The 21120-nt window shown below is 61.2% G+C and carries 19 protein-coding genes and 3 tRNA genes; 14 read left to right on the top strand and 8 right to left on the bottom strand.

Translation table 11 applies throughout. The features are described 5' to 3' along the window. The first annotated feature begins 52 nt into the window (after positions 1-52). The 8 genes from GJE22_RS02740 (at position 53) to GJE22_RS02705 (ending at position 7438) form a co-directional block, all read left to right on the top strand. On the top strand, positions 53-1090 hold the full coding sequence (locus tag GJE22_RS02740) for an immunoglobulin-like domain-containing protein (protein ID WP_235895756.1): 1038 nt from the start codon (positions 53-55) through the stop codon (positions 1088-1090). A 115-nt stretch (positions 1091-1205) separates the two neighbouring features. Next, on the top strand, positions 1206-1949 hold the full coding sequence (locus GJE22_RS02735) for an acyl-[acyl-carrier-protein] thioesterase (protein WP_144687706.1): 744 nt from the start codon (positions 1206-1208) through the stop codon (positions 1947-1949). Between the two features lie 54 nt (positions 1950-2003). After that, positions 2004-2489, top strand: a complete 486-nt coding sequence (locus GJE22_RS02730) for a SixA phosphatase family protein (RefSeq protein ID WP_144687705.1) — start codon at positions 2004-2006, stop codon at positions 2487-2489. 534 nt (positions 2490-3023) lie between these two features. Then, complete coding sequence (locus GJE22_RS02725) at positions 3024-3359, top strand: ArsR/SmtB family transcription factor (RefSeq protein ID WP_144687704.1); 336 nt, start codon at positions 3024-3026, stop codon at positions 3357-3359. Between the two features lie 54 nt (positions 3360-3413). Beyond that, on the top strand, positions 3414-3632 hold the full coding sequence (locus tag GJE22_RS02720) for a cation transporter (RefSeq protein ID WP_144687703.1): 219 nt from the start codon (positions 3414-3416) through the stop codon (positions 3630-3632). 56 nt (positions 3633-3688) lie between these two features. Then, entirely contained in the window at positions 3689-5587 is a 1899-nt protein-coding gene (locus tag GJE22_RS02715; RefSeq protein WP_144687702.1) for a heavy metal translocating P-type ATPase, read from the top strand. Positions 5588-5641: 54 nt separating this feature from the next. Then, positions 5642-6646, top strand: coding sequence for an acyltransferase family protein (locus GJE22_RS02710; RefSeq protein ID WP_186297376.1), 1005 nt, complete (start codon positions 5642-5644; stop codon positions 6644-6646). Between the two features lie 165 nt (positions 6647-6811). Continuing rightward, positions 6812-7438: a DedA family protein gene (locus GJE22_RS02705; RefSeq protein ID WP_144687701.1), complete on the top strand. Its 627-nt coding sequence runs from the start codon at positions 6812-6814 to the stop codon at positions 7436-7438. Positions 7439-7565: 127 nt separating this feature from the next. Here the strand turns inward: GJE22_RS02705 and GJE22_RS02700 are convergent, their stop codons facing one another. Then, positions 7566-8336 (bottom strand): Cof-type HAD-IIB family hydrolase, encoded by a 771-nt coding sequence (locus tag GJE22_RS02700; protein ID WP_087186104.1) that lies wholly within the window; start codon positions 8334-8336, stop codon positions 7566-7568. 209 nt (positions 8337-8545) lie between these two features. Here GJE22_RS02700 and GJE22_RS02695 point away from each other — a divergent pair, with 209 nt between their 5' ends. Then, positions 8546-10429, top strand: coding sequence for an ABC-F family ATP-binding cassette domain-containing protein (locus GJE22_RS02695; RefSeq protein WP_144687700.1), 1884 nt, complete (start codon positions 8546-8548; stop codon positions 10427-10429). A gap of 68 nt (positions 10430-10497) precedes the next feature. Here the strand turns inward: GJE22_RS02695 and GJE22_RS02690 are convergent, their stop codons facing one another. The 4 genes from GJE22_RS02690 to rpsA all read right to left on the bottom strand — a co-directional run bounded on the left by GJE22_RS02690 (position 10498) and on the right by rpsA (position 14108). Further along, the gene (locus tag GJE22_RS02690) at positions 10498-10647 is read right to left on the bottom strand and encodes a hypothetical protein (protein ID WP_022349510.1); all 150 of its coding nucleotides are present in this window, start codon (positions 10645-10647) and stop codon (positions 10498-10500) included. A gap of 12 nt (positions 10648-10659) precedes the next feature. After that, entirely contained in the window at positions 10660-12078 is a 1419-nt protein-coding gene (locus tag GJE22_RS02685; protein ID WP_144687699.1) for a Sapep family Mn(2+)-dependent dipeptidase, read from the bottom strand. Positions 12079-12128: 50 nt separating this feature from the next. Continuing rightward, positions 12129-12827 carry an HAD hydrolase-like protein gene (locus tag GJE22_RS02680; RefSeq protein ID WP_144687698.1) on the bottom strand — a complete coding sequence of 233 codons (699 nt, stop codon included), beginning with the start codon at positions 12825-12827 and terminating at the stop codon, positions 12129-12131. 117 nt (positions 12828-12944) lie between these two features. Next, entirely contained in the window at positions 12945-14108 is a 1164-nt protein-coding gene (gene rpsA / locus GJE22_RS02675) for a 30S ribosomal protein S1 (RefSeq protein ID WP_019128600.1), read from the bottom strand. Between the two features lie 657 nt (positions 14109-14765). On the opposite strand from rpsA, the gene GJE22_RS02670 reads away from it, so the two are divergent. The 3 genes from GJE22_RS02670 (at position 14766) to GJE22_RS02660 (ending at position 18500) form a co-directional block, all read left to right on the top strand. Further along, the gene (locus GJE22_RS02670; protein ID WP_144687697.1) at positions 14766-15554 is read left to right on the top strand and encodes an HAD family hydrolase; all 789 of its coding nucleotides are present in this window, start codon (positions 14766-14768) and stop codon (positions 15552-15554) included. Between the two features lie 85 nt (positions 15555-15639). Further along, positions 15640-16968, top strand: coding sequence for an L-cysteine desulfidase family protein (locus tag GJE22_RS02665; RefSeq protein WP_144687696.1), 1329 nt, complete (start codon positions 15640-15642; stop codon positions 16966-16968). An 845-nt stretch (positions 16969-17813) separates the two neighbouring features. After that, positions 17814-18500: a DUF3800 domain-containing protein gene (locus GJE22_RS02660; protein WP_144687695.1), complete on the top strand. Its 687-nt coding sequence runs from the start codon at positions 17814-17816 to the stop codon at positions 18498-18500. Positions 18501-18708: 208 nt separating this feature from the next. Here GJE22_RS02660 and GJE22_RS02655 read toward each other — a convergent pair. Together GJE22_RS02655 and GJE22_RS02650 are read right to left on the bottom strand one after the other, a co-directional pair. Continuing rightward, positions 18709-18783 (bottom strand) — tRNA-Val (locus GJE22_RS02655). A 102-nt stretch (positions 18784-18885) separates the two neighbouring features. Beyond that, on the bottom strand, positions 18886-19812 hold the full coding sequence (locus tag GJE22_RS02650; RefSeq protein WP_144687694.1) for a putative ABC transporter permease: 927 nt from the start codon (positions 19810-19812) through the stop codon (positions 18886-18888). A 178-nt stretch (positions 19813-19990) separates the two neighbouring features. Here GJE22_RS02650 and GJE22_RS02645 point away from each other — a divergent pair. Together GJE22_RS02645 and GJE22_RS02640 are read left to right on the top strand one after the other, a co-directional pair. Next, positions 19991-20066, top strand: a tRNA-Gly gene (locus GJE22_RS02645). A 48-nt stretch (positions 20067-20114) separates the two neighbouring features. Next, a tRNA-Cys gene (locus tag GJE22_RS02640) sits at positions 20115-20188 on the top strand. A gap of 187 nt (positions 20189-20375) precedes the next feature. Here the strand turns inward: GJE22_RS02640 and GJE22_RS02635 are convergent. Then, the gene (locus GJE22_RS02635; protein ID WP_144687693.1) at positions 20376-21098 is read right to left on the bottom strand and encodes an anti-sigma factor antagonist; all 723 of its coding nucleotides are present in this window, start codon (positions 21096-21098) and stop codon (positions 20376-20378) included. Positions 21099-21120 lie beyond the last annotated feature (22 nt).

Below are 21120 nucleotides of genomic sequence, written 5' to 3'. Positions count from 1 at the left end.
GAGAAGCGCGCGCGGCATTGCACCCATCATCGCAGGAGCCTGCGTCCTCGCCGTGCTCGCCTTTGCCCTGTGGAACATAGGTGCGGTGGTCGCCGGCATCTTCTCGAGCGATGCCTCTCAAGCACAAGGCGGCGCCGAACCGTCTACCATACAAGAAGCCGTCGCCGATCCCGGCGACATCGTAATCGGGCTCAATGGCGACGAAGACACCTATGTGCTTACCGGCGAGGAGTATCTTGAGGCCGGTGCCCACGCAGCAGAGCCCACGGACGGCATTCTGAATGACAAAATCGAGATCTCGGGCGATGTCGACACGTCCCAAGCGGGAGACTACACCGTCACCTATCGCGTCAAAGACTCCTCCGGCCACGTCGCCGAAGCAACGCGCACGGTACATGTGGTAGACGACATGGAGACCCAGCAGGACGGCATCCCCATCGTCATGTACCACTATGTCTACAGCGCAGACAACCCTCCCGAAGACCTCAACGCCAACTATATTCTCGACACCGACCTCGATGCGCAGCTCGCCTATCTCTCCGAGAACGGTTATTACTTCCCCTCCTACCCGGAGCTCAAGGCGTTCATCGAGGGCACCCACAGCTTGCCGGCCAAAAGCATCGTCCTCACCTTCGACGACGGGCAAAACGGCGTTTTCACGCTCGGGGGCCCGCTCTTCGAGAAGTACCACATTCCGGTGACATCGTTCATCATCTGCAACAACAGCGATGCGGGCGACGTCGTGGTAACGTACCAGAACCCCTACATCTCGTTCCAGTCGCACTCCTTCGGGCTACACCAGCCTGGCGGCACCGTGGGGCACGGCGGCCTCATCAGCGCGCTTAACAAAGACGAGATCGTCGAGGATCTGGAGCACGCGCAGCAGATTCTCGGCACCACCGAAGCGTTCGCGTACCCCTTCGGCGATGTGACCGACGATGGCCGCGCCGCGGTCGAAGAAGCCGGTATCCTCTGCGCTTTCACCACTAAAAACAGCTGGGCTCACATTGGCGACGACGTTCGCGCGCTGCCGCGCGTACGCATGAACGGCGGAACCTCGCTCGATGGGTTTGTGTCACAAATCAGCTAAAGCGCGCACGGCGTACCCGATTTCGCTCGCGTGCCGCACGTGCTATGCTCATGGATTACAACGCGGGCGCAGCCGCCCGGCACGGTTCCATCGAGATCATGCATGAGGAGCAGCCATGACATATCAGGCGCCGCGAGACGGGGCTCCGGTGTACGAGCTTAACACCCGCATCCGCTACAGCGAGGTCAATCACCGCGGCACGCTCACGATTCCTGCGCTCATCAACTGCTTTCAGGATTGCAGCACCTTCCAGTCGGCCGAGATCGGCATGAACATCGGGAAGCTCCACGAAGATCGTCAGGGCTGGGTGCTCACGCACTGGCAAATCGTTATCGACCGCTACCCCGGCCTCTGCGAGCATGTTGTTGTCGGCACCTTCCCGAGCTCCTTCAAGGGCGTTGCGGCGACGCGATTCTTCTATATGCGCGACGCGCAGGGCGAGCTCGTCGCGCGCGCCCGTTCGACCTGGGCGTTCATGGATTTCGGGAAAGGCCGCCTTATGCGCCCCGATCCGGAGCTCGTCAAGGCGTACGGGACAGCGGAGCCGCTCGAGATGCCCGACGAGGAGCGCCGGGTGCGGGTGCCCGCCGCGCCCACTCCCTGCGAGCCGCTCACGGTGCGTCTGCACCAGATCGACACCAACGAACACGTCAACAACGGGCAGTACGTGCAGATGGCGCTCGAGGTGCTCCCTCGCGAGCTCGACCCCGTGAGCATTCGCGTAGACTACCGGAGCGCCGCCGTCCTCGGTGACACAATCTACCCGATGGTCGGGCAGGAAGACGGGCGATTCGTCGTTGCACTCAACGGCAGTGACGGCGAGCCGTATGCCGTGGTAGAGTTCACATCAGCGGCATAACCGCTGCGCCGCCGCCCCCGATAGCGGGTGCAGCGCGCTTACGAGGAGGCATGCATGGTTAAGACGTTGATTCTTGTGAGACATGGTCAGGCCGAGCCGTCCTCGGCAGCAGTGCCGGATATTGAGCGGTCGCTGACCGACGCCGGTCGCGCCGCGCTTGCCGGGTCGCAGGGATTCCCGCGCACTTTCGCATTGCTGAGCAGTGAGGAACGCCGCGAAGCCGCGCTTTGGTCAAGCGAGGCGTTACGCGCCCAGCAGACGGCCCAAGAGGTTGCGGCAGTATTGGGAGAGCGCACCATCACCTCATACAGCTACCTTTTCGACCAGGATGAACAGCGATTCATCGAGCATGTGCGTCAAACCGATGCCGATTGCCTGATCGTGGTGGGGCACATTCCCTTCGTCGACCGCGTAACGGAATACCTTACCGGCTCGCACCTATCGTTCCGACCGGGCGCCGCGGCGGCGCTGCGCCTAGACCATTCGCTTGACCCGTGCCAATCTGAGATTATCTGGTTCGTGCAGGGGCCAGCAGCGTAAGCACTGCGCCTCGATCTCGTCGCGCCCACGACGCCGCCGCTTTTTTCGCAGCCATTTCGTCTTGCCATGAGCGTACTTTCCGCTAGCGCGCCTCCCCGATGCCGGGAAACATCAAAACTTGCCTCAAAGGATCGGATTTTGGACCGCCATGCTCCTATCCCCTAATTCTGCGCTGGCGTTTTCGCAGGTATATGACTTACGCATTCTTGGTCTACTCGCCTCGTCCTATAAAATCCGATCCTTTGAGGCAAGTTTTGTCTGCATGCGCTCTAACCGCCGGGGTTCTGCCTGCACGAGCCCCATCGCCCGGGGCTCTGCCTATACGCGCCCCAGCGCACGGAGCTTTGTCTGCGGTGCAAAGAGGTTTTGTCCGTGGCACTAAAAGGATCTGTCTACAGCGCAAAAAGGCTCCGCTTGCAGCGCAAAAAGAAATCGCGATTCTTACCATAAATTTTCTTGACATATGAGCATACGTTCATATAATCATAGTCATCTAATATCTGAACGCATGTTCATATGAAAAGAGATGTGACTATGACAGAAGAACTCCAAGAGCAAAGCACAGCCAACGAGGCTCCGGAAGAAATGCCCGATGAAGAGCTCCTCTATGACCTCGCCGACCTTTTCAAAATCTTCAGCGACACGACGCGCATCAAGATTCTCTACGCCCTCATGGGCCGCGAGCTCAGCGTCTCCGACATCGCGGAGGCCACCGAGACCTCGCAAAGCGCCGTATCGCACCAGCTGCGCATCCTCAAGCAGTCGCGCCTCGTGAAGTTTAGGCGCGACGGGCGCAACATCAACTACTCCCTCGCCGACGACCATGTCTATACCATGCTCAACCAGGGCATGAGCCACATCTGCGAGTAAGTTCCAACAGCTGGGAACCGCGCCGGGGCACCCGGCAGAAAGAAAGGGACAACCATGCGTAAATCATTCAAGCTCGACGAGATCGACTGCGCGAATTGCGCGCGGAAACTCGAAGATGCCATCAACGGGCTCGAAGGCGTGGAGAGCGCGAGCGTCAACTTCATGACCCAGAAGCTCACGCTTTCCGCGCCAGACAGCATCTTCGACAACGTGCTCGACCGCGTGGTTAAGCTCACCGCAGACCTTGAACCGGATTGCGAGATTCTGCGCTAGCAGCATCCCTGCGGCCTCATGTTTCAGGGCCCGTGTCCAGGAAGGAGCAACTCACTGTGAACAAGAAGCAACGGAGGTGGCGCAACCGTATCCTCGTCGCCATCGCGCTCTTCTTCGCCATAATGCTCGCCGAGAAGCTCGGCCTATGGAACGCGCTCTTCGGCAGCTACGCCACCTACGGGGAATTTGTGCTCTACCTCATCCCCTATCTTATCGCCGGCCATGACGTGCTGCGCAAGGCATGGCGCAACATTCGGCGCGGCGAAGCCTTCGACGAGGCGTTCCTTATGACCGTCGCCACCATCGGCGCTTTTGCCACCATCTGCTTCCCCGAGACCGAGCCGCAGCTTGCCGAGGGCTGCGCTGTCATGCTGTTCTACCAAGTAGGAGAACTGTTCCAAAGCTATGCGGTTGGCAAGAGCCGCAAGTCTATCGCCAGCATGATGGACATCGCCCCCGACTACGCCAACATCGAGCGCGACGGCGAGCTCGTCGAGGTCGATCCGAACGATGTCCCCGTCGGCGGCATCATCGTGGTCAAGCCGGGCGAGCGCGTGCCGCTTGACGGCGTCGTGGCAGACGGCGCAAGCCAGCTCGACACCGCCGCCCTCACCGGCGAGAGCGTCCCTCGCCATGTCGAAGTGGGCGACAACGTGATATCCGGGTGCATCAACATGACGGGACCGCTGCGCGTCCGCACCACAAAGCCGTTCGGCGAATCCACTGTGCATCGCATCCTCGAACTTGTGGAGAATGCGAGCGAGAAGAAGGCGAAGACCGAGAACTTCATCACCCGGTTCGCCCGCGTATACACCCCTATCGTCGTTTTCGCGGCGCTCGCCCTCGCCATCATCCCGCCGCTGCTTGGCATGGGGCACTGGAGCGACTGGCTGCTTCGCGGCCTCACCTTCCTCGTAGTGTCCTGCCCCTGCGCACTCGTCATCTCGGTGCCGCTCAGCTTCTTCGGCGGAATCGGCGGGGCCTCGAGACTCGGCATCCTTGTGAAGGGATCCAACTATCTCGAGCTGCTTTCGAACGTTGACACCGTGGTCTTCGATAAGACCGGCACGCTCACCTCCGGCACATTCAAGGTCGTTGCCGTTTGCCCGGAAGAAGGCATCGACAAGGCAAGCCTTCTGGATGCCGCCGCTCACGCGGAAGCGTTCAGCGACCATCCCATCGCCATTTCCATCAAGGAAGCGCTCGCCACCGGCATCGACCAGGGCCGCGTGCGCGACGTGCGCGAAGAATCCGGCCACGGCGTCTTTGCCATGGTCGACGGGAAAGGTGTGCTCGTTGGCAACGATAAGCTCATGTCCGAACACGGAATCGCCTGGCAGGAAAGCAGGCAGATCGGGACGATTCTGTACGTCGCCATCGACGGCCGCTATGTTGGCAACATCGTGATCGCCGACACGGTAAAAGACGATGCCGAACAGACCATCCGCGACCTCCATGCCGCTGGCGTGAAATCGTGCGTCATGCTTACCGGCGACCGACGCGATGTTGCCGAGGAGGTTGGAGCCGAACTCGGACTCGACGAGGTGCACGCACAGCTGCTACCGCAGGACAAGGTTGACGAGGTCGAGCGCCTGCTCTCGCTCGAGCGCGACGGCGCAAAGCTCGCGTTCGTGGGCGACGGCATCAACGATGCCCCCGTGCTCATGCGCGCAGACGTGGGCATCGCGATGGGCGCTATGGGGTCGGACGCGGCCATCGAAGCGGCCGATGTCGTGCTCATGGACGACAAGCCCTCGAACATTGCCCGCGCCATGAACGTCGCCCGACGAACAATGCGCATCGTCTGGCAGAACATCATCTTTGCGCTCGGCATCAAGATTGCCATTCTCGTGCTTGCGGCGCTCGGCATCGCCAACATGTGGCTTGCCGTATTCGGCGATGTGGGCGTGGCGATCATCGCCATCCTGAACGCCATGCGCGCCATGCGGGTATAATCGTGCGCGCCGCGCGGATGCCGCCCGCGCGGCGTTGTACGAGGAGGGGAAACCTTGGCAAAACGCATCGCGTTATTCGATAACATCAAGGGCGTGCTCATCATCCTTGTGGTCGCAGGCCACTTCATGCATCCCGTTCACAACGACAACCTCGCACTCAGCGCGGCATTCGACGTGATATACCTCTTCCATATGCCGCTCTTCGTGTTCGTGTCGGGCCTTTTCGCCAAGGGAGCCTATCGCGAGGGGCACCTCAATGTGAACCGCATGATCTCCTTCCTTGTGCTCGGCCTTGCATACCAGGCGGCATACCTCGCCATCAGCGGCATGCTCACGCCGCAGCGCATACTGCTCTTCACCTCCGCACCGTGGTACCTCATCGGCATGGCGTGGTGGTACGCGGCGACACCCATGCTCTCCCGCCTGCCAGCGCCCGCCGGGCTTGCGGTGAGCCTCTGTGCATCGCTCGCCTCGGGCTGCATCGATCTTTCGAACGGCTTCCTCGCCATCAGCCGCTCGCTCGCCTTCCTCCCCTTCTTCAGCCTTGGATACTACTGCACAACCGAGCAGCTCGAGCACCTCTCATATCGCCGAGGGCTCTGGGCGGCGGTCGTGGCGGCAGTCTGCATCGCGCTGCTGCGCATCGCAGACGCTCACGCCTACGACTGGTTCTTCCAGATGGTCTATGGAGACAACCCGTATCGAAGCAGCATCGTTTCCGGCATGGCGGCGCGGCTCACGGCAACCGCCATTGCCGTGCTGTTCTCGCTTGCCACCCTTAAGCTCGTGCCGAAGGCCTCGGGCAAGCTCACCGTTCTGGGCGCCCGCACGCTGCAGGTCTATGTGCTCCATCGCCTCATCCGCGCCTGGCTTACCTTCCAAACGCCCTTCTACCACCTGCCCATTCTGCTCGACCCGCTCATCGGATCAGCCATCATCCTCGCTCTGAGCGGAGGCATCACGGTCCTCTGCTCAATCCCGGCGCTCACCCCGCCATTCGATGCGCTCATGCGCATGCGCTGGATTCCCAAGCGCTCGGCAGAAGGCCACACCGTCTGATTAGGCACCGCGCGAAGCGCCGTCGTACGAGGCTGCTCGGTCTATGCTTCAGCGCACCTGGCTTCCGGAGGTACCGTGTAATATCCGCCCCATTGCCATGCATGGGCTACACTTTTCCAGGCAATTGGGAAGCCCGATCGGGGCTGCCCCTATGAAGGGATATCAATGGAAGAGCTGTTCTTCAATTTCATCGACCAGTTCGGCTACTTCGCCGTGGGCGCACTTATCTTTATTGAGAATATTTTCCCGCCCATTCCAAGCGAGCTCATCTTGCCGCTCGGAGGCTTCTTCACCACTACGACCGACATGGTCCTGCCCGGCGTCATCATCGCTGCGACCGCCGGGTCGGTGCTCGGCGCTTACATTCTCTACGGCATCGGCTATGTGCTGAACCGCGATCGCCTCATGCGGTTTTTCGAGACGAAGCCCATGCGCCTTTTGGGCTTCAAGGGCGACGATATTGCCAAGGCCATTGACTGGTTCGACCGACGCGGCCAGATCTCGGTGCTCATCTGCCGCTTCGTGCCCATCGTTCGCAGCCTTATCTCCATTCCCGCAGGCGTGGCGCGCATGAACATGGTCAAGTTCGCCTTGTACACGCTGTTCGGATCGGCCGTTTGGAACACGGTGCTCTGCTCGCTCGGCGCGGCGGCGGGAAACGCCTGGGAAACCGTGACCGCTCAGGCCGAGTGGGTATCCGACGTTGTGAAATACATCATTATCGCCATCGTGATCGTCGTTGCGATTTGGTGGATCGTAAAGCGCATCATTCCAAATCTAAAGAAGGACTAGCGACCGGGCTTGATAGTCTAGCCCTAGCGCCCGGTTTTTAGCAATCCGACTCAACGCAGCCTGACGGCCCCGCAACATGAACGCGCCCCGTCGATCCCCGTACGTACCTGCTAGCACATGAGACACGTCACAGAAGGCCTAAACGGCGGCAAGCATGATAGATGCCGTCGTCGTCAACATCATTGGTTACGAACGTTGCCCGCTCCTTCACGGAATCCCAAGCGTTGCCCATAGCCACGCTCGTTCCCACCGCCTCGAACATGGAGAGATCGTTCTCCCCATCTCCAAAAGCGACCGCTTCCTCGGGCTCAAGGCCAAATCGTTCCAGCGTGGCGGCAACGCCATACGCCTTACCGCCCTCTCGCGGCACCACATCGCAAAACAGTTCGGTCCAACGCGTCGCCTTCACGTTGTGGGTGTAATCGAGAAACACGTGCTCCTCGCCCGGATCGACGAAAACGCAGAACTGGTAGATCGGTGCCGAGAGCGCTTTCTCGTAGCTTTCCTCGTGGTACTGAATGCCCACCTTATCGCCAACCGTGCGCACACGATCGCTCAGGCGGCTCACGAAACTTGCTTCGGGTTGCTGCACCAAAATATCGTAGCGATGCTCCCGGTACGCATGTTCCACAATGGTTCGGGCATCCTCGGCGTCAACCGGCACATCGCGATACGCACCCGTCTCATCGAGGCAGAGCTGGCCGTTGAGCGTGATATAGGCATCGAACCCGTTCTTTAGCTCGTCAACGAGCTCGAGCATCGAGCGGCCTGTCGAGATGACCGTCTTGATGCCGCGCTCGCGCAGGGCGCGAAGCGCGTGCTTCGTAGACTCTGGCATGGCATGCGTCTTGAAGCTCAGCAGCGTACCATCGATATCGAAAAAGGCGGCTTTAATCATGCCTGCTCCCCCGTGCGTCCGACTGCGCAAACGCACCTATTGTATCCAAACGGCGCCGAGCGAGCGCGCGGCACCCCACTCTCGACCCTACGACCTCCACGCCAGTCTGCTAGGATAGGCAGTCGGATACACCACACGCGATCAGCCCAGCGCGCCGTTGAATCGGCGATTGTCTGGGCCTCCTCTCCAGCGCTTTCGAAAGGCATGACATGGCAATCCTTCTGGGCTGCGACAGCATATCTTTGGACTTCCCCACGAAACGCGTCTTTACAAACGTCACCCTCGGTGTTAACGAGGGCGATCGCATCGGCATCGTTGGCCGCAACGGCGATGGCAAGTCGACACTCATCAATTTGCTTGCCGGAATACTTGAACCCGACGATGGGCGTGTAACCCACCGGCGGAACCTTTCCGTAGGGCTTCTTGGCCAGCGCGACAGCCTCGATGACTCCGATACCGTGCGCCACGCGGTGGTGGGGAGCGCACCCGAGTACGAGTGGGCCTCTTCGCCGCGCGTGCGAGAAATCCTTTCCGGGCTTATTCCCGACGTCCCGTGGGAGGGTGCGGTCGGCACGCTCTCGGGCGGCCAGCGCCGGCGCGTCGATCTTGCGCGCCTGCTCATCGGCACCTACGACGTTCTCATGCTCGATGAGCCCACCAACCATCTCGATATGCGCACCATCAACTGGCTCGCCCACCATCTGAAAACCCGCTGGCAGGCGGGTGCGGGCGCGCTGCTCATGGTCACGCACGACCGATGGTTCCTCGATGAGGTCTGCACCTCGATGTGGGAAGTCCACGATGGATCGGTCGACCCGTTCGAGGGAGGCTACTCTGCCTACACCCTTCAGCGCGTTGAGCGGGACCGCCGAGCCCAGGTAGAGGAAGAACGCCGGCGCAACATGGCCCGCAAGGAGCTCGCGTGGCTGAGCCGCGGAGCGCAAGCGCGAAGCACCAAACCGAAATTCCGCGTCGAGGCAGCGCGCGAGCTCATTGCCGATGTGCCGCCCTTGCGAAACGAACTTGAGCTCAAGCGCCTCGCTGTGGCGCGGCTCGGCAAGCAGGTTATCGATGTGCTCGATGTGACTGCGGGCTATCCCGACCCCCTGAAGGAGCGAAATGGCAGCGAGCACCGTCAAGAGGTGCCAAACGAGCGGGCAGACAAACCCGTGCTCGAGAATGTTACCTGGCTTATTGGAGCGGGCGACCGCTTTGGCCTGCTCGGCGAAAACGGAGCCGGGAAATCGACGCTGATCGACATCATTCAGGGCAAGCTCAAGCCGTTGTCTGGACGGGTGAAGATCGGGCAGACCGTGCGCTTCGGCGTGCTCTCACAACAGCTCGACGAGCTTCAGCCCCTCCTCAACGACACCATTCGCGAAGTGCTGAGCCGCTATAAGCGCAGCTATATCATCGACGGCAAAGAGACAAGCCCTGAAAAGCTCTTGGAACGGCTCGGGTTCACCCAGGAGCAACTCTGGAGCCGCATCGGCGACCTATCTGGCGGGCAGCGGCGCAGGCTACAGCTCATGCTCACGCTCCTCAAAGAACCCAACGTGCTCATCCTCGACGAGCCCGGAAACGACCTTGATACCGACATGCTCGCCATCGTAGAGGACCTGCTCGACGGCTGGCCCGGCACCCTCATCCTCGTCACGCATGACCGCTATCTCATGGAGCGCGTAACGGACCAGCAGTTCGCCCTCATCGACGGGCACCTACGGCATGTCCCGGGCGGCGTGGACGAGTACCTGCGTCTCGCAAGCAGCGCGGGGCTGAGCGGCGGCCAAGGGGGATCGCCTACGTTTGCCCGTGCTGGCGCCGGCAAGCCCGACGCGAAACCTGACGGAACTGCCTCGACCGGCCTCTCAAACGCCGAACGTCAGCGCCTGCGCAAGGAGGCCGCTTCACTCGAGCGCCGCATGGACACCCAACGCAAACGCATCGACGAGCTCGAAGCCCAGATGGCCGCCGTCGACCCGACCGACTACCTCGCGCTCGAAACACAGCAGCGAAAAATCGATGAAGCCCGTGCCGCCATTGACGACCTCGAGACCGCATGGCTCGAGGTATCTGAACAGCTCGAAAGCTAAGCGCGCGTTTCGCGGGGTCGCGAACCGAGCCCCGCGAAACGATGCGAATCCAAAGCGGTCCAGGCCGGTTACGAGCGCTTCCGCGGGCGCGGCTTGCGCGTGCGACGCGCCACCGCATGCTCGTCGCCCTTACGCGATGCTTGCCGGCGCTGGCTGAGAAGCCAACCGAACACCATGGCGGCAGCAATGACCGCTATGTAGATAATCTGCTCCATCATGCCGCCCTTATGCTAAAGCTCTAAGCCCATAAGCCGTACGAGCGCCAGAATATAGATCTTAAGCGCCTCTTTGAGCGCCTCCTCACTTGCAGCCTCATTCGGTCCGTGCATCGAACCGGCCCAGGCTGGCAGCTCCAGCTCTTCGTCCTCTGGGCCGAAGGAGACGGCTCGGGCGAAATTGCGGGCATAGGTGCCGCCGCCCATCGAGAAGGGCTCGGCCTCCCTTCCCGTTACCTCGCGATACACATCGAGCAGCGCTTGAACCGCAGGGTGCCCGGCATCGACGGAGAAGGGATCCTTAGAACGCCCAAGCACGAACGATGCCCCGAAACGCGATGCGAGCTGGGTTAGCGTCGCCTCCATGGCACCGGTCGTCGTCGCATCCGGAAAACGAACATCGATCGTCTGCTCGATGCGGCCATCCGGCCGGACCGCAATCGTCCCAGCATTCAAGGTGAGGGCACCGAACGCAGTGCTTGAACAGGCAATTCCAACCGCCTCGCCGGCCGTATCGGCGTGCACCAGCTCGAGCAGCGCAAGGTAGTCGCGCTCTGCAGGGGCGAGCAGCTCGCGAATCTCCCCAAGATAGGAGACGATCAAGCCGATGGCGTTGAGCGTTCCCTCAGGGAGCGAGGCGTGTCCTCCGATACCCCGGGCGAGGATGCGGGCCTCGCCAGGCGCCGCCGATTCGATGGTCAGACGGTCCGCATTCATGCGGGGCACGGGCAATGCGGAGGCATCGACGCCCACGACAAGCACGGACTCACTGGGAACAGCGTTGGTTGCCTCGGCACCGCTCCACGAGCGGATGACGCCATCCGCAATCGGTCCGCTCACAAAGGAACCGCCGAAACAGCCTTTCTCGGCATTGCAGACCGGGAATGAAGCATCGGGCGTGAAAAGGAAGGCAGGGCTCTCGTGTCCCGCAAGGTAATGCTTCACATCCGACATGCCCGCTTCCTCGTCGCATCCCAGAAGCGCACGGAAGCTGTAGCGAGGGGTGATGCCCTCATGCAGGAAAAACGCGCCCGCATAGAGCGATAGCACCGCCGGCCCCTTGTCGTCGATCACCCCGCGGCCAAGCAGCCAGCCCTCGCGGCGCTCCATCGCGAATGGATCGGTCGACCAGCCAGGGCCAGCAGGCACAACATCCACGTGCGCGATGGTGGCAACCTGCTCGGTGCGCTCCCCCGCGATATCGCCCCATCCCAGATAGCCCTCGTCGTCGGCGGTGTAGTACCCCAACTTTCGCGCGATACCCAGAGCGCAATCAAGCGCCCGGCGAACGTCGGGACCGAAAGGCGCCGCGGGCTCCGCCAGCGAAGTGTCCGCAACCGACGGGCAGCCCACCAATTCGGCGATGTCGGCAAGCACCTGGTCCCAGACCGTATCGATATAGACGTCTACTCGTTCTTCAAGCGTCTTGTCCACTGTTTACTCCTCTCTGCCGGCACAGCCGGCACCTTGAGCTCATGCAGGAATCAGGCGCATCGCTCCATGAAGCCACCGTCCACGCCTAGAAGCCAACCGAGCTCGGTGGCGTCGCGGCAAAGACCATCGGCTCCAGACCCAGCAAGTTCAGCGCGGGCAGGCTCGTCGCGCCAAACACCGATGCATGGAAGCCCCACTTCGTGAGCGCCCAATACGTCATGGTGCCTATCGCCCACCATCACGGCGTCTGAAGGGCCCATACCCAGCCCGTCGAGACAGGCCCTGATGCAGTCCGCTTTTGTAGCGCGACCCGGCTCAAGGCGACCGGCAATGATGTCGAACGGCGGAAGATCGAGCGCGGCGATCATCTGGCGGGCGGTCTCATCAAGGCGCGACGTCGCAACCGCAATCTTGGTGCCGCGATCTGATAGGGCGCGAAGCAGCTCGGGGATGCCCGGAAACGGCGGATAGTCGTCTGGGGCAACGTACTCGTTGAAGAGCTCGCGATAGACATCGACAAGCTCAAGCGCCTCATCGCGCGAACCGCCCGTGACGAGCATGAAGCCATCAACGAGAGGCGGACCTATGAGCTGACGCAGATCGCCCATCGTTTCGAGGTCGTACCCCCGGGCAGCAAGCGCCCGCCGAGAGATAGAAAGCACCGCGGGCCCGGTATCTGCAATCGTCCCATCGAAATCGAAGAGCACAGCCGGACGCTCGAACGCGCCACGCTCATATACCGTTTCCATACGCCTCCGTTTACGTTGCGTGCAACGCCAACCATCATACCTGAAGAAGATAAAAGAAAAGCGCCCCAGCGCAATGCACTGGGGCGCTTTGATGCGCGAAAGAACGCGAGGCGCCTGCTACTCGGCGTCCTCGGCCTTCTCCTCGGGCTTCTCGAGCGGAGCAACCTCGATCTCCGTGCCGAGGGTCTCGGCAGCGGACTTCATGGAGAGGGAGATGCGGCGACGCTCAAGGTCGATGTCCATGACCTTGACCTGGACCTTGGCGCCCACGTGGGTCACCTGGCTGGGCTGGTCAACGTGCTTGTGCGCCATCTCGGAGATGTGCACGAGGCCCTCGATGCCATCGCCCAGGTCGACGAACGCGCCGAAGGGAACGAGCTTGGTGACGGTGCCCTCGACCACAGCACCCGTGGGGTACTTCTTGACGAGCGCGCGCCACGGATCCTCGGTGGTCTGCTTGAGACCCAGCGAGATGCGCTCGCGGTTGAGATCCACGTCGAGCACCTCGACCTCGATCTCCTGGCCGACCTTGACGACCTCGGAGGGATGGTTGACATGGTTCCAAGAGAGCTCGGAGATGTGAACCAGGCCGTCGATGCCGCCGAGGTCCACGAAAGCACCGAAGTCCACGATGGAGGAAACGGTACCCTTGAGGCGCATGCCGGGCTTAAGCTTGGAAAGAATCTCGGTGCGCTCGGCCTTGCGGGACTCCTCGAGCACCACGCGGCGGGAAAGCACGACGTTGTTGCGGTTGCGATCCATCTCGATGACGCGAGCCTCGATGGAGGTGCCCATGTAGCTGTGGAGGTCCTTCACGCGGCGAAGATCCACGAGCGAGGCGGGCAGGAAGCCGCGCAGGCCGATGTCGAGGATAAGGCCGCCCTTGACGACCTCGATGACCTCGCCCTCGACGTTCTCGCCGGACTGGAACTTCTCCTCGATGCGGCTCCAAGCGCGCTCGTACTCAGCACGCTTCTTGGACAGCACGAGACGGCCGTCCGTGCCCTCCTTGGTCATAACAAGAGCCTCGATGGAATCGCCCACCGAAACGATGTCTGCGGGGTTAGCGTCCTTGCGGATGGACAGCTCGCGGACCGGAATGACGCCCTCGGACTTGAAGCCGATGTCGACCAGGACCTCGTCCTTGTCGATCTTCGTCACGGTGCCGCTCACGAGATCGCCCTCGTCGAAGTCGGTAATGGTACCGTCGACGAGATTGTTCATCTCCTCATCATTCATGTCGTCTAGCGAGAAGATGGACGTGTTCTGAATCTCACTCAAAGGTGGACCCCTTTCGAACAACGGGGCCCCGATTGCAAGGACCTGCGGATGGGCACAGGGCGAAACCGCGCCTACGCACACCCTCTGGAAAACACTCGGGGGCCAACAGATACGGATGTGAAGCGTATGCATTCACGAAGTAATAGGTTACGTGGAAACGCTCTGCTTTTCAAGGTTGAGCACGGATTTTTTCACGCCTTCTCTCGTTTTGCCAAAGCCGCTCCGCAAGCGGTCCGAACGGAACGGTAAGCGGTGCGCCGCGTTCGGGCGCGGTGTTCGATGGCGGGGCGCTCTCGGGCGAGATTCGGACACGCGCGGCGTTGCCGGGCGAGTTCTGGACACCGGCGGGCTGTCGGGCGACTTTTGGACATTCGCAGCGTTGTTGGGCGAGATTTGGACGATCAGAAAGTTCTCGGGCGAGATTTGGACGCCTAGAGGGGCCTGAGCGTCCAGAAGTCGCCCGGCAGCGCTGCGAATGTCCGGATCCCGCCCGGCAACGCAAACAAACGCTCATGCCAATAATCCGCATGACAGAACCGTAAGAATCATCGCGGGCGCAAATGGGCATCATGTGGGGATAATAGAGCTCATAGGAGCTACCCGGCATGCCGGGCTCTGGAAATGGCGACGATTCGACGAGGGAAAAGGAGGTGCCTGGTGCTCAAAGCGGTGGTCTTCGACATGGACGACACGCTGCTCAGCATCAACCTGAGCGCATTTCTCGCCGTCTACGTGCGCGACGAGGCGCGGCTCCTCGGCGATATCGGGCGCAAGAACCCGTTTTCCGCGCTTGCAGCTCTCGGCGGGTCGCTCTACGACCTCAACGCGAACGAACGAGACGAGGACGACGATCGCACCAACTATGCGTTTTTCGCAGACACCCTCAGGCAGCGGTGCGGCGTGCCCATCGATGATCCCGTGATCGCCGATGCATTCGAATGCTACGAGCGCGAGGTTCTGCCGAAGCGCAACGACGCCATCATCGCCGCACGCCCCCGGGAAGGAGCGCGCGCGGCTATCGAGGAGGTCACGGGCCGAGGGCTCCGCGTGGCGCTCCTCACCAACCCGAGCTTCAGCCGCGCCTGCATCGAATGCCGCATGGGCTGGGGAGACATGCTCGACATGCCGTTCGAGCTCGTCACGACCATGGAAAACAGCACGCGCGTGAAACCCAGCCCGCGTTATTACCTCGAGTCCATCGAATCGCTCGGGCTCAAGCCCGAGGAGGTGCTCATGGTTGGCAACGACCCCAAGCGCGACTTCCCTACCCCGGATTGCGGCATCCAAACCGCCTACGTGGGAACGGGCAGGCCGGTGCGCGCCACATGGTCGGGCTCCATGGCAGACTTCGCCTCCAGCTTTAGCGAGATTGAAGAGCGATTCTACGAGCGCCAGGAGCGAGAGCTCTCCGATATCGTGCAGGATGTGACGCGCGGCCGCGCATAATCGCGGGGCGAACGGCGCGCGTCGCACACTAGCGGGCGTGGGCGCTACAATGGGGACGCCATAACCCCGTTGTCGAGGAGCACACATGTCCTGCGAGATCGATTCCACCACCGTTGCCGACCGTGACGAGCAGTACTGCAGCATCTTGAACCGAGAGCTCGTCTGCGCGTTGGGATGCACGGAGCCGATTGCCGTGGCGTACGCGGCTGCGATCGCGCGCGAGACGCTCGGCAGCGAGCCCAAGCACCTTGAACTCGAATGCTCCGGCAACATCATCAAGAACGTGAAGAGCGTCACCGTTCCCAACTCCGGCGGCATGCACGGCCTTGAAGCCGCGGCCACCCTTGGCGCGGTTGGCGGCAACCCCGAGAACGCGCTCGAAGTCTTGGAATCGGTAGACGATGCGGCGCGGGCCCGCACGGCCGAGCTTCTCGCCGACCCTGCGTTCGCCGATGTCTCGCTCGCCGAGAACGTTCCAAACCTCTATATCCGCGTGAAGGCCCGCTCCGAGGGGCACACTGCCGACATCATCATCTCAGACCACCACACCAACGTGGTCTGGCGCGCCCTTGACGACCAAAAGCTCTCCGGCTCCTGGGACGCGCCCGAGCGCGCTGCCGCGGTGGCCGATACCGCCCGCACGCAGGGAAGCTCGCTATCCCTTGAGGGCATCATCGATTTTGCAGAGCATGGAGAAATCGCCGGCGCGCGAGCGGCGCTCATGCGCCAGATGGAACTGAACGACGCCATCTCGCGAGAGGGGCTCGAGCATGCCTGGGGCGCCGAGGTGGGACGCACGCTGCTGGCAAGCCGCCCGGATGACGTGGCGGACCGCGCCCGCGCCCGCGCCGCAGCCGGTTCCGACGCGCGCATGAGCGGATGCGCCATGCCCGTGGTAATCGTATGCGGCTCGGGAAACCAGGGCATCACCACCTGCCTGCCCGTGCTCGAATACGCCGAGAAGCTGGGCGTGACGGGCGACCGGCTGCTGCGCGCGCTCGCGCTCTCCGACCTTGTCGCCATCCACGTGAAGAGCTATATCGGCGAGCTTTCCGCCTTCTGTGGCGCCGTGTGCGCGGCGTGCGGCGCGGGCGCGGCCATCACCTGGATGAGCGGGGGCACGCGCGAGCAGATCGGCGCCACCGTAGTGAACACCCTTGGCAATGTTGGCGGCATCGTGTGCGACGGCGCAAAGTCGAGCTGCGCGGCCAAGATCTCTGCCTCGGTAGACGCGGCGATTCTGGGGCACAGCATGGCCATGGCAGGCAAGAGCTTTCATGCGGGCGAGGGAATCGTGCAGGAGACCATCGAAGAAACCATCGCGAGCATGGGCTATGTGGGCCGCGTGGGCATGAAGCCCACCGACGTGGAGATCCTCAACATCATGATCGGCAAGACGCAGGTAGATTGCTAGAGCTGGCCACGCGCTACAAGGGCACTGGATAACGGTGCAAGAAATGTGCCGCCCGGCAAATCGTCACCGGGCGGCGCTTCGTATCGAGAAACCTTGTTCTTCAAGCAAGCTATAGTCCCAATCGCCGCGTGCTCGGCGCGCACAAGCTATGCCACCTAGTGAGGAGAATAGCGACTCCCACACAGGCGGCAATCACCACCAGCGTGGAATTGCCTGCAGCGGGAAGCTTGTCGGCAGTCCCTGCTGCCCCCCCCTGTCTCGGGGTCTGCGCCGTTTTCGGAATCGATGTTGGGAGAGGACTCGCGCCGCCAATTGCACCGCCCTGCATATGAAGTCGGAGCAGGTTTTCCTCTTCGAATCAATCGCAGCAACCATCACTTCAGGGAACATCGCCGTCACAGCGACCAAGGGCTCGTCCGCCACGGCAGCAGCCCCATATGGACGCGCTCCGACCTCCTCGCTAAGGATTCTTCCACGAACCCCCGGCACACCGGCCAATGCCCTCGCTGGTGGTCACGACGCTGATGGTCACAGACCAGTTCGCGACTTGCACAACGGCGTATTGGATACGCAACATCACGGTGTCGTTACCAACCGCTACGCTACTCGCATGTTCGACGCCGGCGCTTCGCGCACCTCCGCAAGCTCGTTCTTCGGGTTGCCAATAACACGCTCAAGTGACCTCCGCGACCAATAGCAACTTCATGCCGGCACCAATCGAAGAAATGTGCGAATAATGCCACAGAAGCGTGGTAAGATATGAATAGGTTCTGGGCTGGCCGAAAGGCCCTGGTCCACCCAATGGCGGGGATATTCCCCGCTTTTTTCGTATATAGGGGCTTTCAGTGCACGAATTGAGCATTTTCATCGACGAGAGTGGAGACTTCGGGCCGTACGAGGCGCATGCGCCCTACTACCTCATCGCGCTTGTTCTTCACGATCAGTCCCGCTCAATCTCGGAAGAGCTCGCCTACCTCAAGAAGCATGTCGTCGAATGCGGCTTCCCAGAGGGCCATGCCGTCCACACCGGCCCTCTCATCAGGCGAGAGGCCGACTACGCCGGACTCGATATCGCCGACCGCAGAAAGCTCTTCCGCGCACTCTTTAACTTCACGCGCCGCGTACCCATCAGTTTCCGTACGCTCCTGTTCCAGAAAAAAGAGTTCCACGACGACCACGACGCGCTCGTGTCCCGTATGTCACGCGAGCTCGGCTCCTACATCAGGGGGAATCTTGAGGAGTTCCAGTCCTTCGAGCGAATTGTGGTCTACTACGACAACGGCCAGAAGGAGATCACGACCATCATCAACACCGTGCTCAACGCCCTGCTCGAGGCCGAGGTGAGACGAGTTAGGCCCTCAGACTACGCCCTGTTCCAGGCCGCCGATATGGTGTGTACTCTCGCGCTCCTAGCACGCAAGCTGGAGGACGGAAACCTCTCCAAATCCGAGCAAGCCTTCTTTGGGAGCAGACGCGACCTGATCAAGAACTACCTCAAACCCATGAAGCGCAAAGGCGAGCTCATCGGCTAGCCCGTTTCCAGATTGAAATTAATCGACATCTCCGGCCGACGCACTCGGCTTTCGCGCCCTATACCACCTTAATCGGAATCGCCATGAGGTTCGACATCGCTTACCGTTTCTTGTGAATAGGTCGCGCGTTGGTGGACTGTTTGGTGGACTGCCGGTGGACCAATAACAAAACAGGCCGGAAGCTCATAGCCTCCGGCCTGCGAATTCGTGGTGGGCGTTACAAGATTTGAACTTGTGACCTCTTCCGTGTCAGGGAAGCGCTCTCCCCCTGAGCTAAACGCCCGTGTGCTTTTCAGCGGTAGCTATACTACCATGCCCAGAGCCGTATGCCAACGAGAATTTTTCAACTTCTTAAAATATGATGCCGCGATGAAGACCACGCGCCCTATGACGTACGGGGGCGCTCGTCGCTGTCCATCCTGAGATTCTCGAACTTGCCCTTTATGAACTCATCCCCAAAATGACGGTCGACGTACTCCTCGAAGACGTTCTGAGGGGGCACTCCCTCCTCGCGCTTGCCAGCGCGCCAGAAGCACGCAACCGTCATGGCGATATCGAGCGCGATGAACGCGGTCAGGAAGGTCACCACCACGGCTTGGCGGCGCGACGTGGGTTCGCCGATCCGGTACAGAAGCTCGGGCATGATGACCTTGCACCACGCCACGCCCAACAGCCCCCACACGATGAGGAAGCGCCATGCCACCCACTGGGTGATGTGATCGGGGAAATGCAGGTACGACCACGACCATGCGTGCATGACCGTCTCCATGCTCCACCCAGCGAGCTGCTCGAGAATCCCACCAAGACCCGCGGATATAAGGAAGATCATCCAAGTTGGCTGATCGCGCAGGCGCCACAGCACAACGGTGAGCAGCACCGCGCCGCACCCGTATAGCGGCGAGAACGGACCCCACACGAGCCCTACGCGGCTCTCGAGCACGCCATAGGCCACGAACATCCAAATGGTCTCGAGAATAAGACCGAGCACCGAGGCAACCAAGAAGATGATGAGATATTGGTAAAACCCGGGACGGTTATCGTTCAAGAAGTCGTCGCGCAGCTGCCGGCGCGCGTCGCGAATAACGTGCTGCTGCTCCTTTGAAATCTTCGCGCGGAGCTTCTTGTGGCCGAATCGGTTGACCTCCGACCACACCGCGTCTGCATACACCCCGGCATCGATACGACCCTGCCGAAGAAGCTGCTTGAACGACCTTCCCGCGCCGCGAAAATCGAGATACCGCTGGATGAGGAATGTGATGCCACGCGCCACAAGGAAGAGCGCAACGATAAAGACAGTAATGGTGAAGAGCAAGGGAGATCCCCCGTTCGCTAAACGCCGTTAGATGTGCGCGACACGCCTGAGCTTGGAAAACGGCCCGTAAACACAGCAGCGTGACGCCCCCGGTCGAGCAGTATTGTACCCAAGCCAAAATTTTTTGAAAATCATGCTTGCAAGTCCTTACAAACTCGCGTATATTATCTTCCTGCAAGCGGACATGGCTCAGTTGGTAGAGCACAACCTTGCCAAGGTTGGGGTCGCGGGTTCGAGCCCCGTTGTCCGCTCCATTGCATGAGACGGGCCGGATGGAGCATTTTCATTCGGCCTTTTTCATCGGCGACGTGGCCAAGTGGTAAGGCAGAGGCCTGCAAAGCCTTTACCCCCAGTTCGAATCTGGGCGTCGCCTCCATTGCATTGAACGGGCGCCTTCACGGTGCCCGTTTTTTTGTAACCTGCGCACCTATGGCAACCATACCCACCGGAAAATGAGACCCAAGGTGCCGCCCGGCCAACGAAGCCTAGGGTGCCGTCCATCCACGTGACCCTACGGCCAACTGCCCCCTGGCCCTCGGAAAGACTTATCTCCGGCCGGCTTATCACAAGAGTTTGATCAAGCGCGTCATGGTGCCCTGAGCATCGGTACGGCGCCGTATCTCAACGCTATCCACCAGCAGGCGCATGAGCTTGATGCCGCGCCCGCGCTCCTCGCTCTCCTCGGGCTCTTCATCGGGCGAAATCTCAAACCCGCACCCGCAATCGCAAACCTCGATCACCACGCGATCGCGATAGGCCCGCGCGTTGAGCACGCATCCCACCCCGCATGCATGGTCGTAGGCGTTGCCGAGGGCCTCGCTCGCAGCAAGTGCCAGATCGTAGCGCGCGTCCTGTGCCATAGGCAGGCTTTCAAGCAGCTCGACAACGCGATGGCGATAGAAACCGAGGTGTTCGATGCCCTCGGTAACAGAGATGCTCTTGCTCCAGCTCGGCAACTCGGTAGGTGAGAGCGCTGGAATGGGCGGCCGGTCGGCAGCAGTGACATGAAGCACGTCGATGAGGCGGGCAATCTGCAAAAAGCGCGCAACTGCCGGCGATGCGTTAACGAGCGAGAGCAAACCATCGCTTCGCATAAGGCGGCGAGCGCAGGTGAGCAGGAAGGCAAGGCCGGTGGAATCGATAAAACTCACGTGCTCGCAATTGACGATGATGCGCCGCGCACCGCCATCAATCAGGGCATCGACGTCGGCGCGCAACGAAGGCATCGTCGAGATGTCGATATCGCCCGGCGGGGCGAGAACCGCTATGTCGTTCCACTCACGCATATGCACATGCTTCCCGCGTCGA

Origin of the sequence: Enorma shizhengliae, assembly GCF_009676995.1 — a bacterium.
GTDB classification, from domain to species: Bacteria; Actinomycetota; Coriobacteriia; order Coriobacteriales; family Coriobacteriaceae; genus Enorma; species Enorma massiliensis.
The sequence above is the reverse complement of the archived record's forward strand: the minus strand, read 5'-3'. Positions and strand labels throughout refer to the sequence as shown.

What these genes read in the sequence shown, in the direction of transcription:
- GJE22_RS02665 (WP_144687696.1), top strand. Translation starts at nt 15,640, where the DNA reads ATGTCCTGCGAGATCGATTCCACCACCGTTGCCGACCGTGACGAGCAG.
- GJE22_RS02735 (WP_144687706.1), top strand. Translation starts at nt 1,206, where the DNA reads ATGACATATCAGGCGCCGCGAGACGGGGCTCCGGTGTACGAGCTTAAC.
- GJE22_RS02720 (WP_144687703.1), top strand. Translation starts at nt 3,414, where the DNA reads ATGCGTAAATCATTCAAGCTCGACGAGATCGACTGCGCGAATTGCGCG.
- GJE22_RS02690 (WP_022349510.1), bottom strand. Translation starts at nt 10,647, where the DNA reads ATGATGGAGCAGATTATCTACATAGCGGTCATTGCTGCCGCCATGGTG.
- GJE22_RS02725 (WP_144687704.1), top strand. Translation starts at nt 3,024, where the DNA reads ATGACAGAAGAACTCCAAGAGCAAAGCACAGCCAACGAGGCTCCGGAA.
- GJE22_RS02680 (WP_144687698.1), bottom strand. Translation starts at nt 12,827, where the DNA reads ATGGAAACGGTATATGAGCGTGGCGCGTTCGAGCGTCCGGCTGTGCTC.
- GJE22_RS02700 (WP_087186104.1), bottom strand. Translation starts at nt 8,336, where the DNA reads ATGATTAAAGCCGCCTTTTTCGATATCGATGGTACGCTGCTGAGCTTC.
- GJE22_RS02705 (WP_144687701.1), top strand. Translation starts at nt 6,812, where the DNA reads ATGGAAGAGCTGTTCTTCAATTTCATCGACCAGTTCGGCTACTTCGCC.
- GJE22_RS02695 (WP_144687700.1), top strand. Translation starts at nt 8,546, where the DNA reads ATGGCAATCCTTCTGGGCTGCGACAGCATATCTTTGGACTTCCCCACG.
- GJE22_RS02635 (WP_144687693.1), bottom strand. Translation starts at nt 21,098, where the DNA reads ATGCGTGAGTGGAACGACATAGCGGTTCTCGCCCCGCCGGGCGATATC.
- GJE22_RS02730 (WP_144687705.1), top strand. Translation starts at nt 2,004, where the DNA reads ATGGTTAAGACGTTGATTCTTGTGAGACATGGTCAGGCCGAGCCGTCC.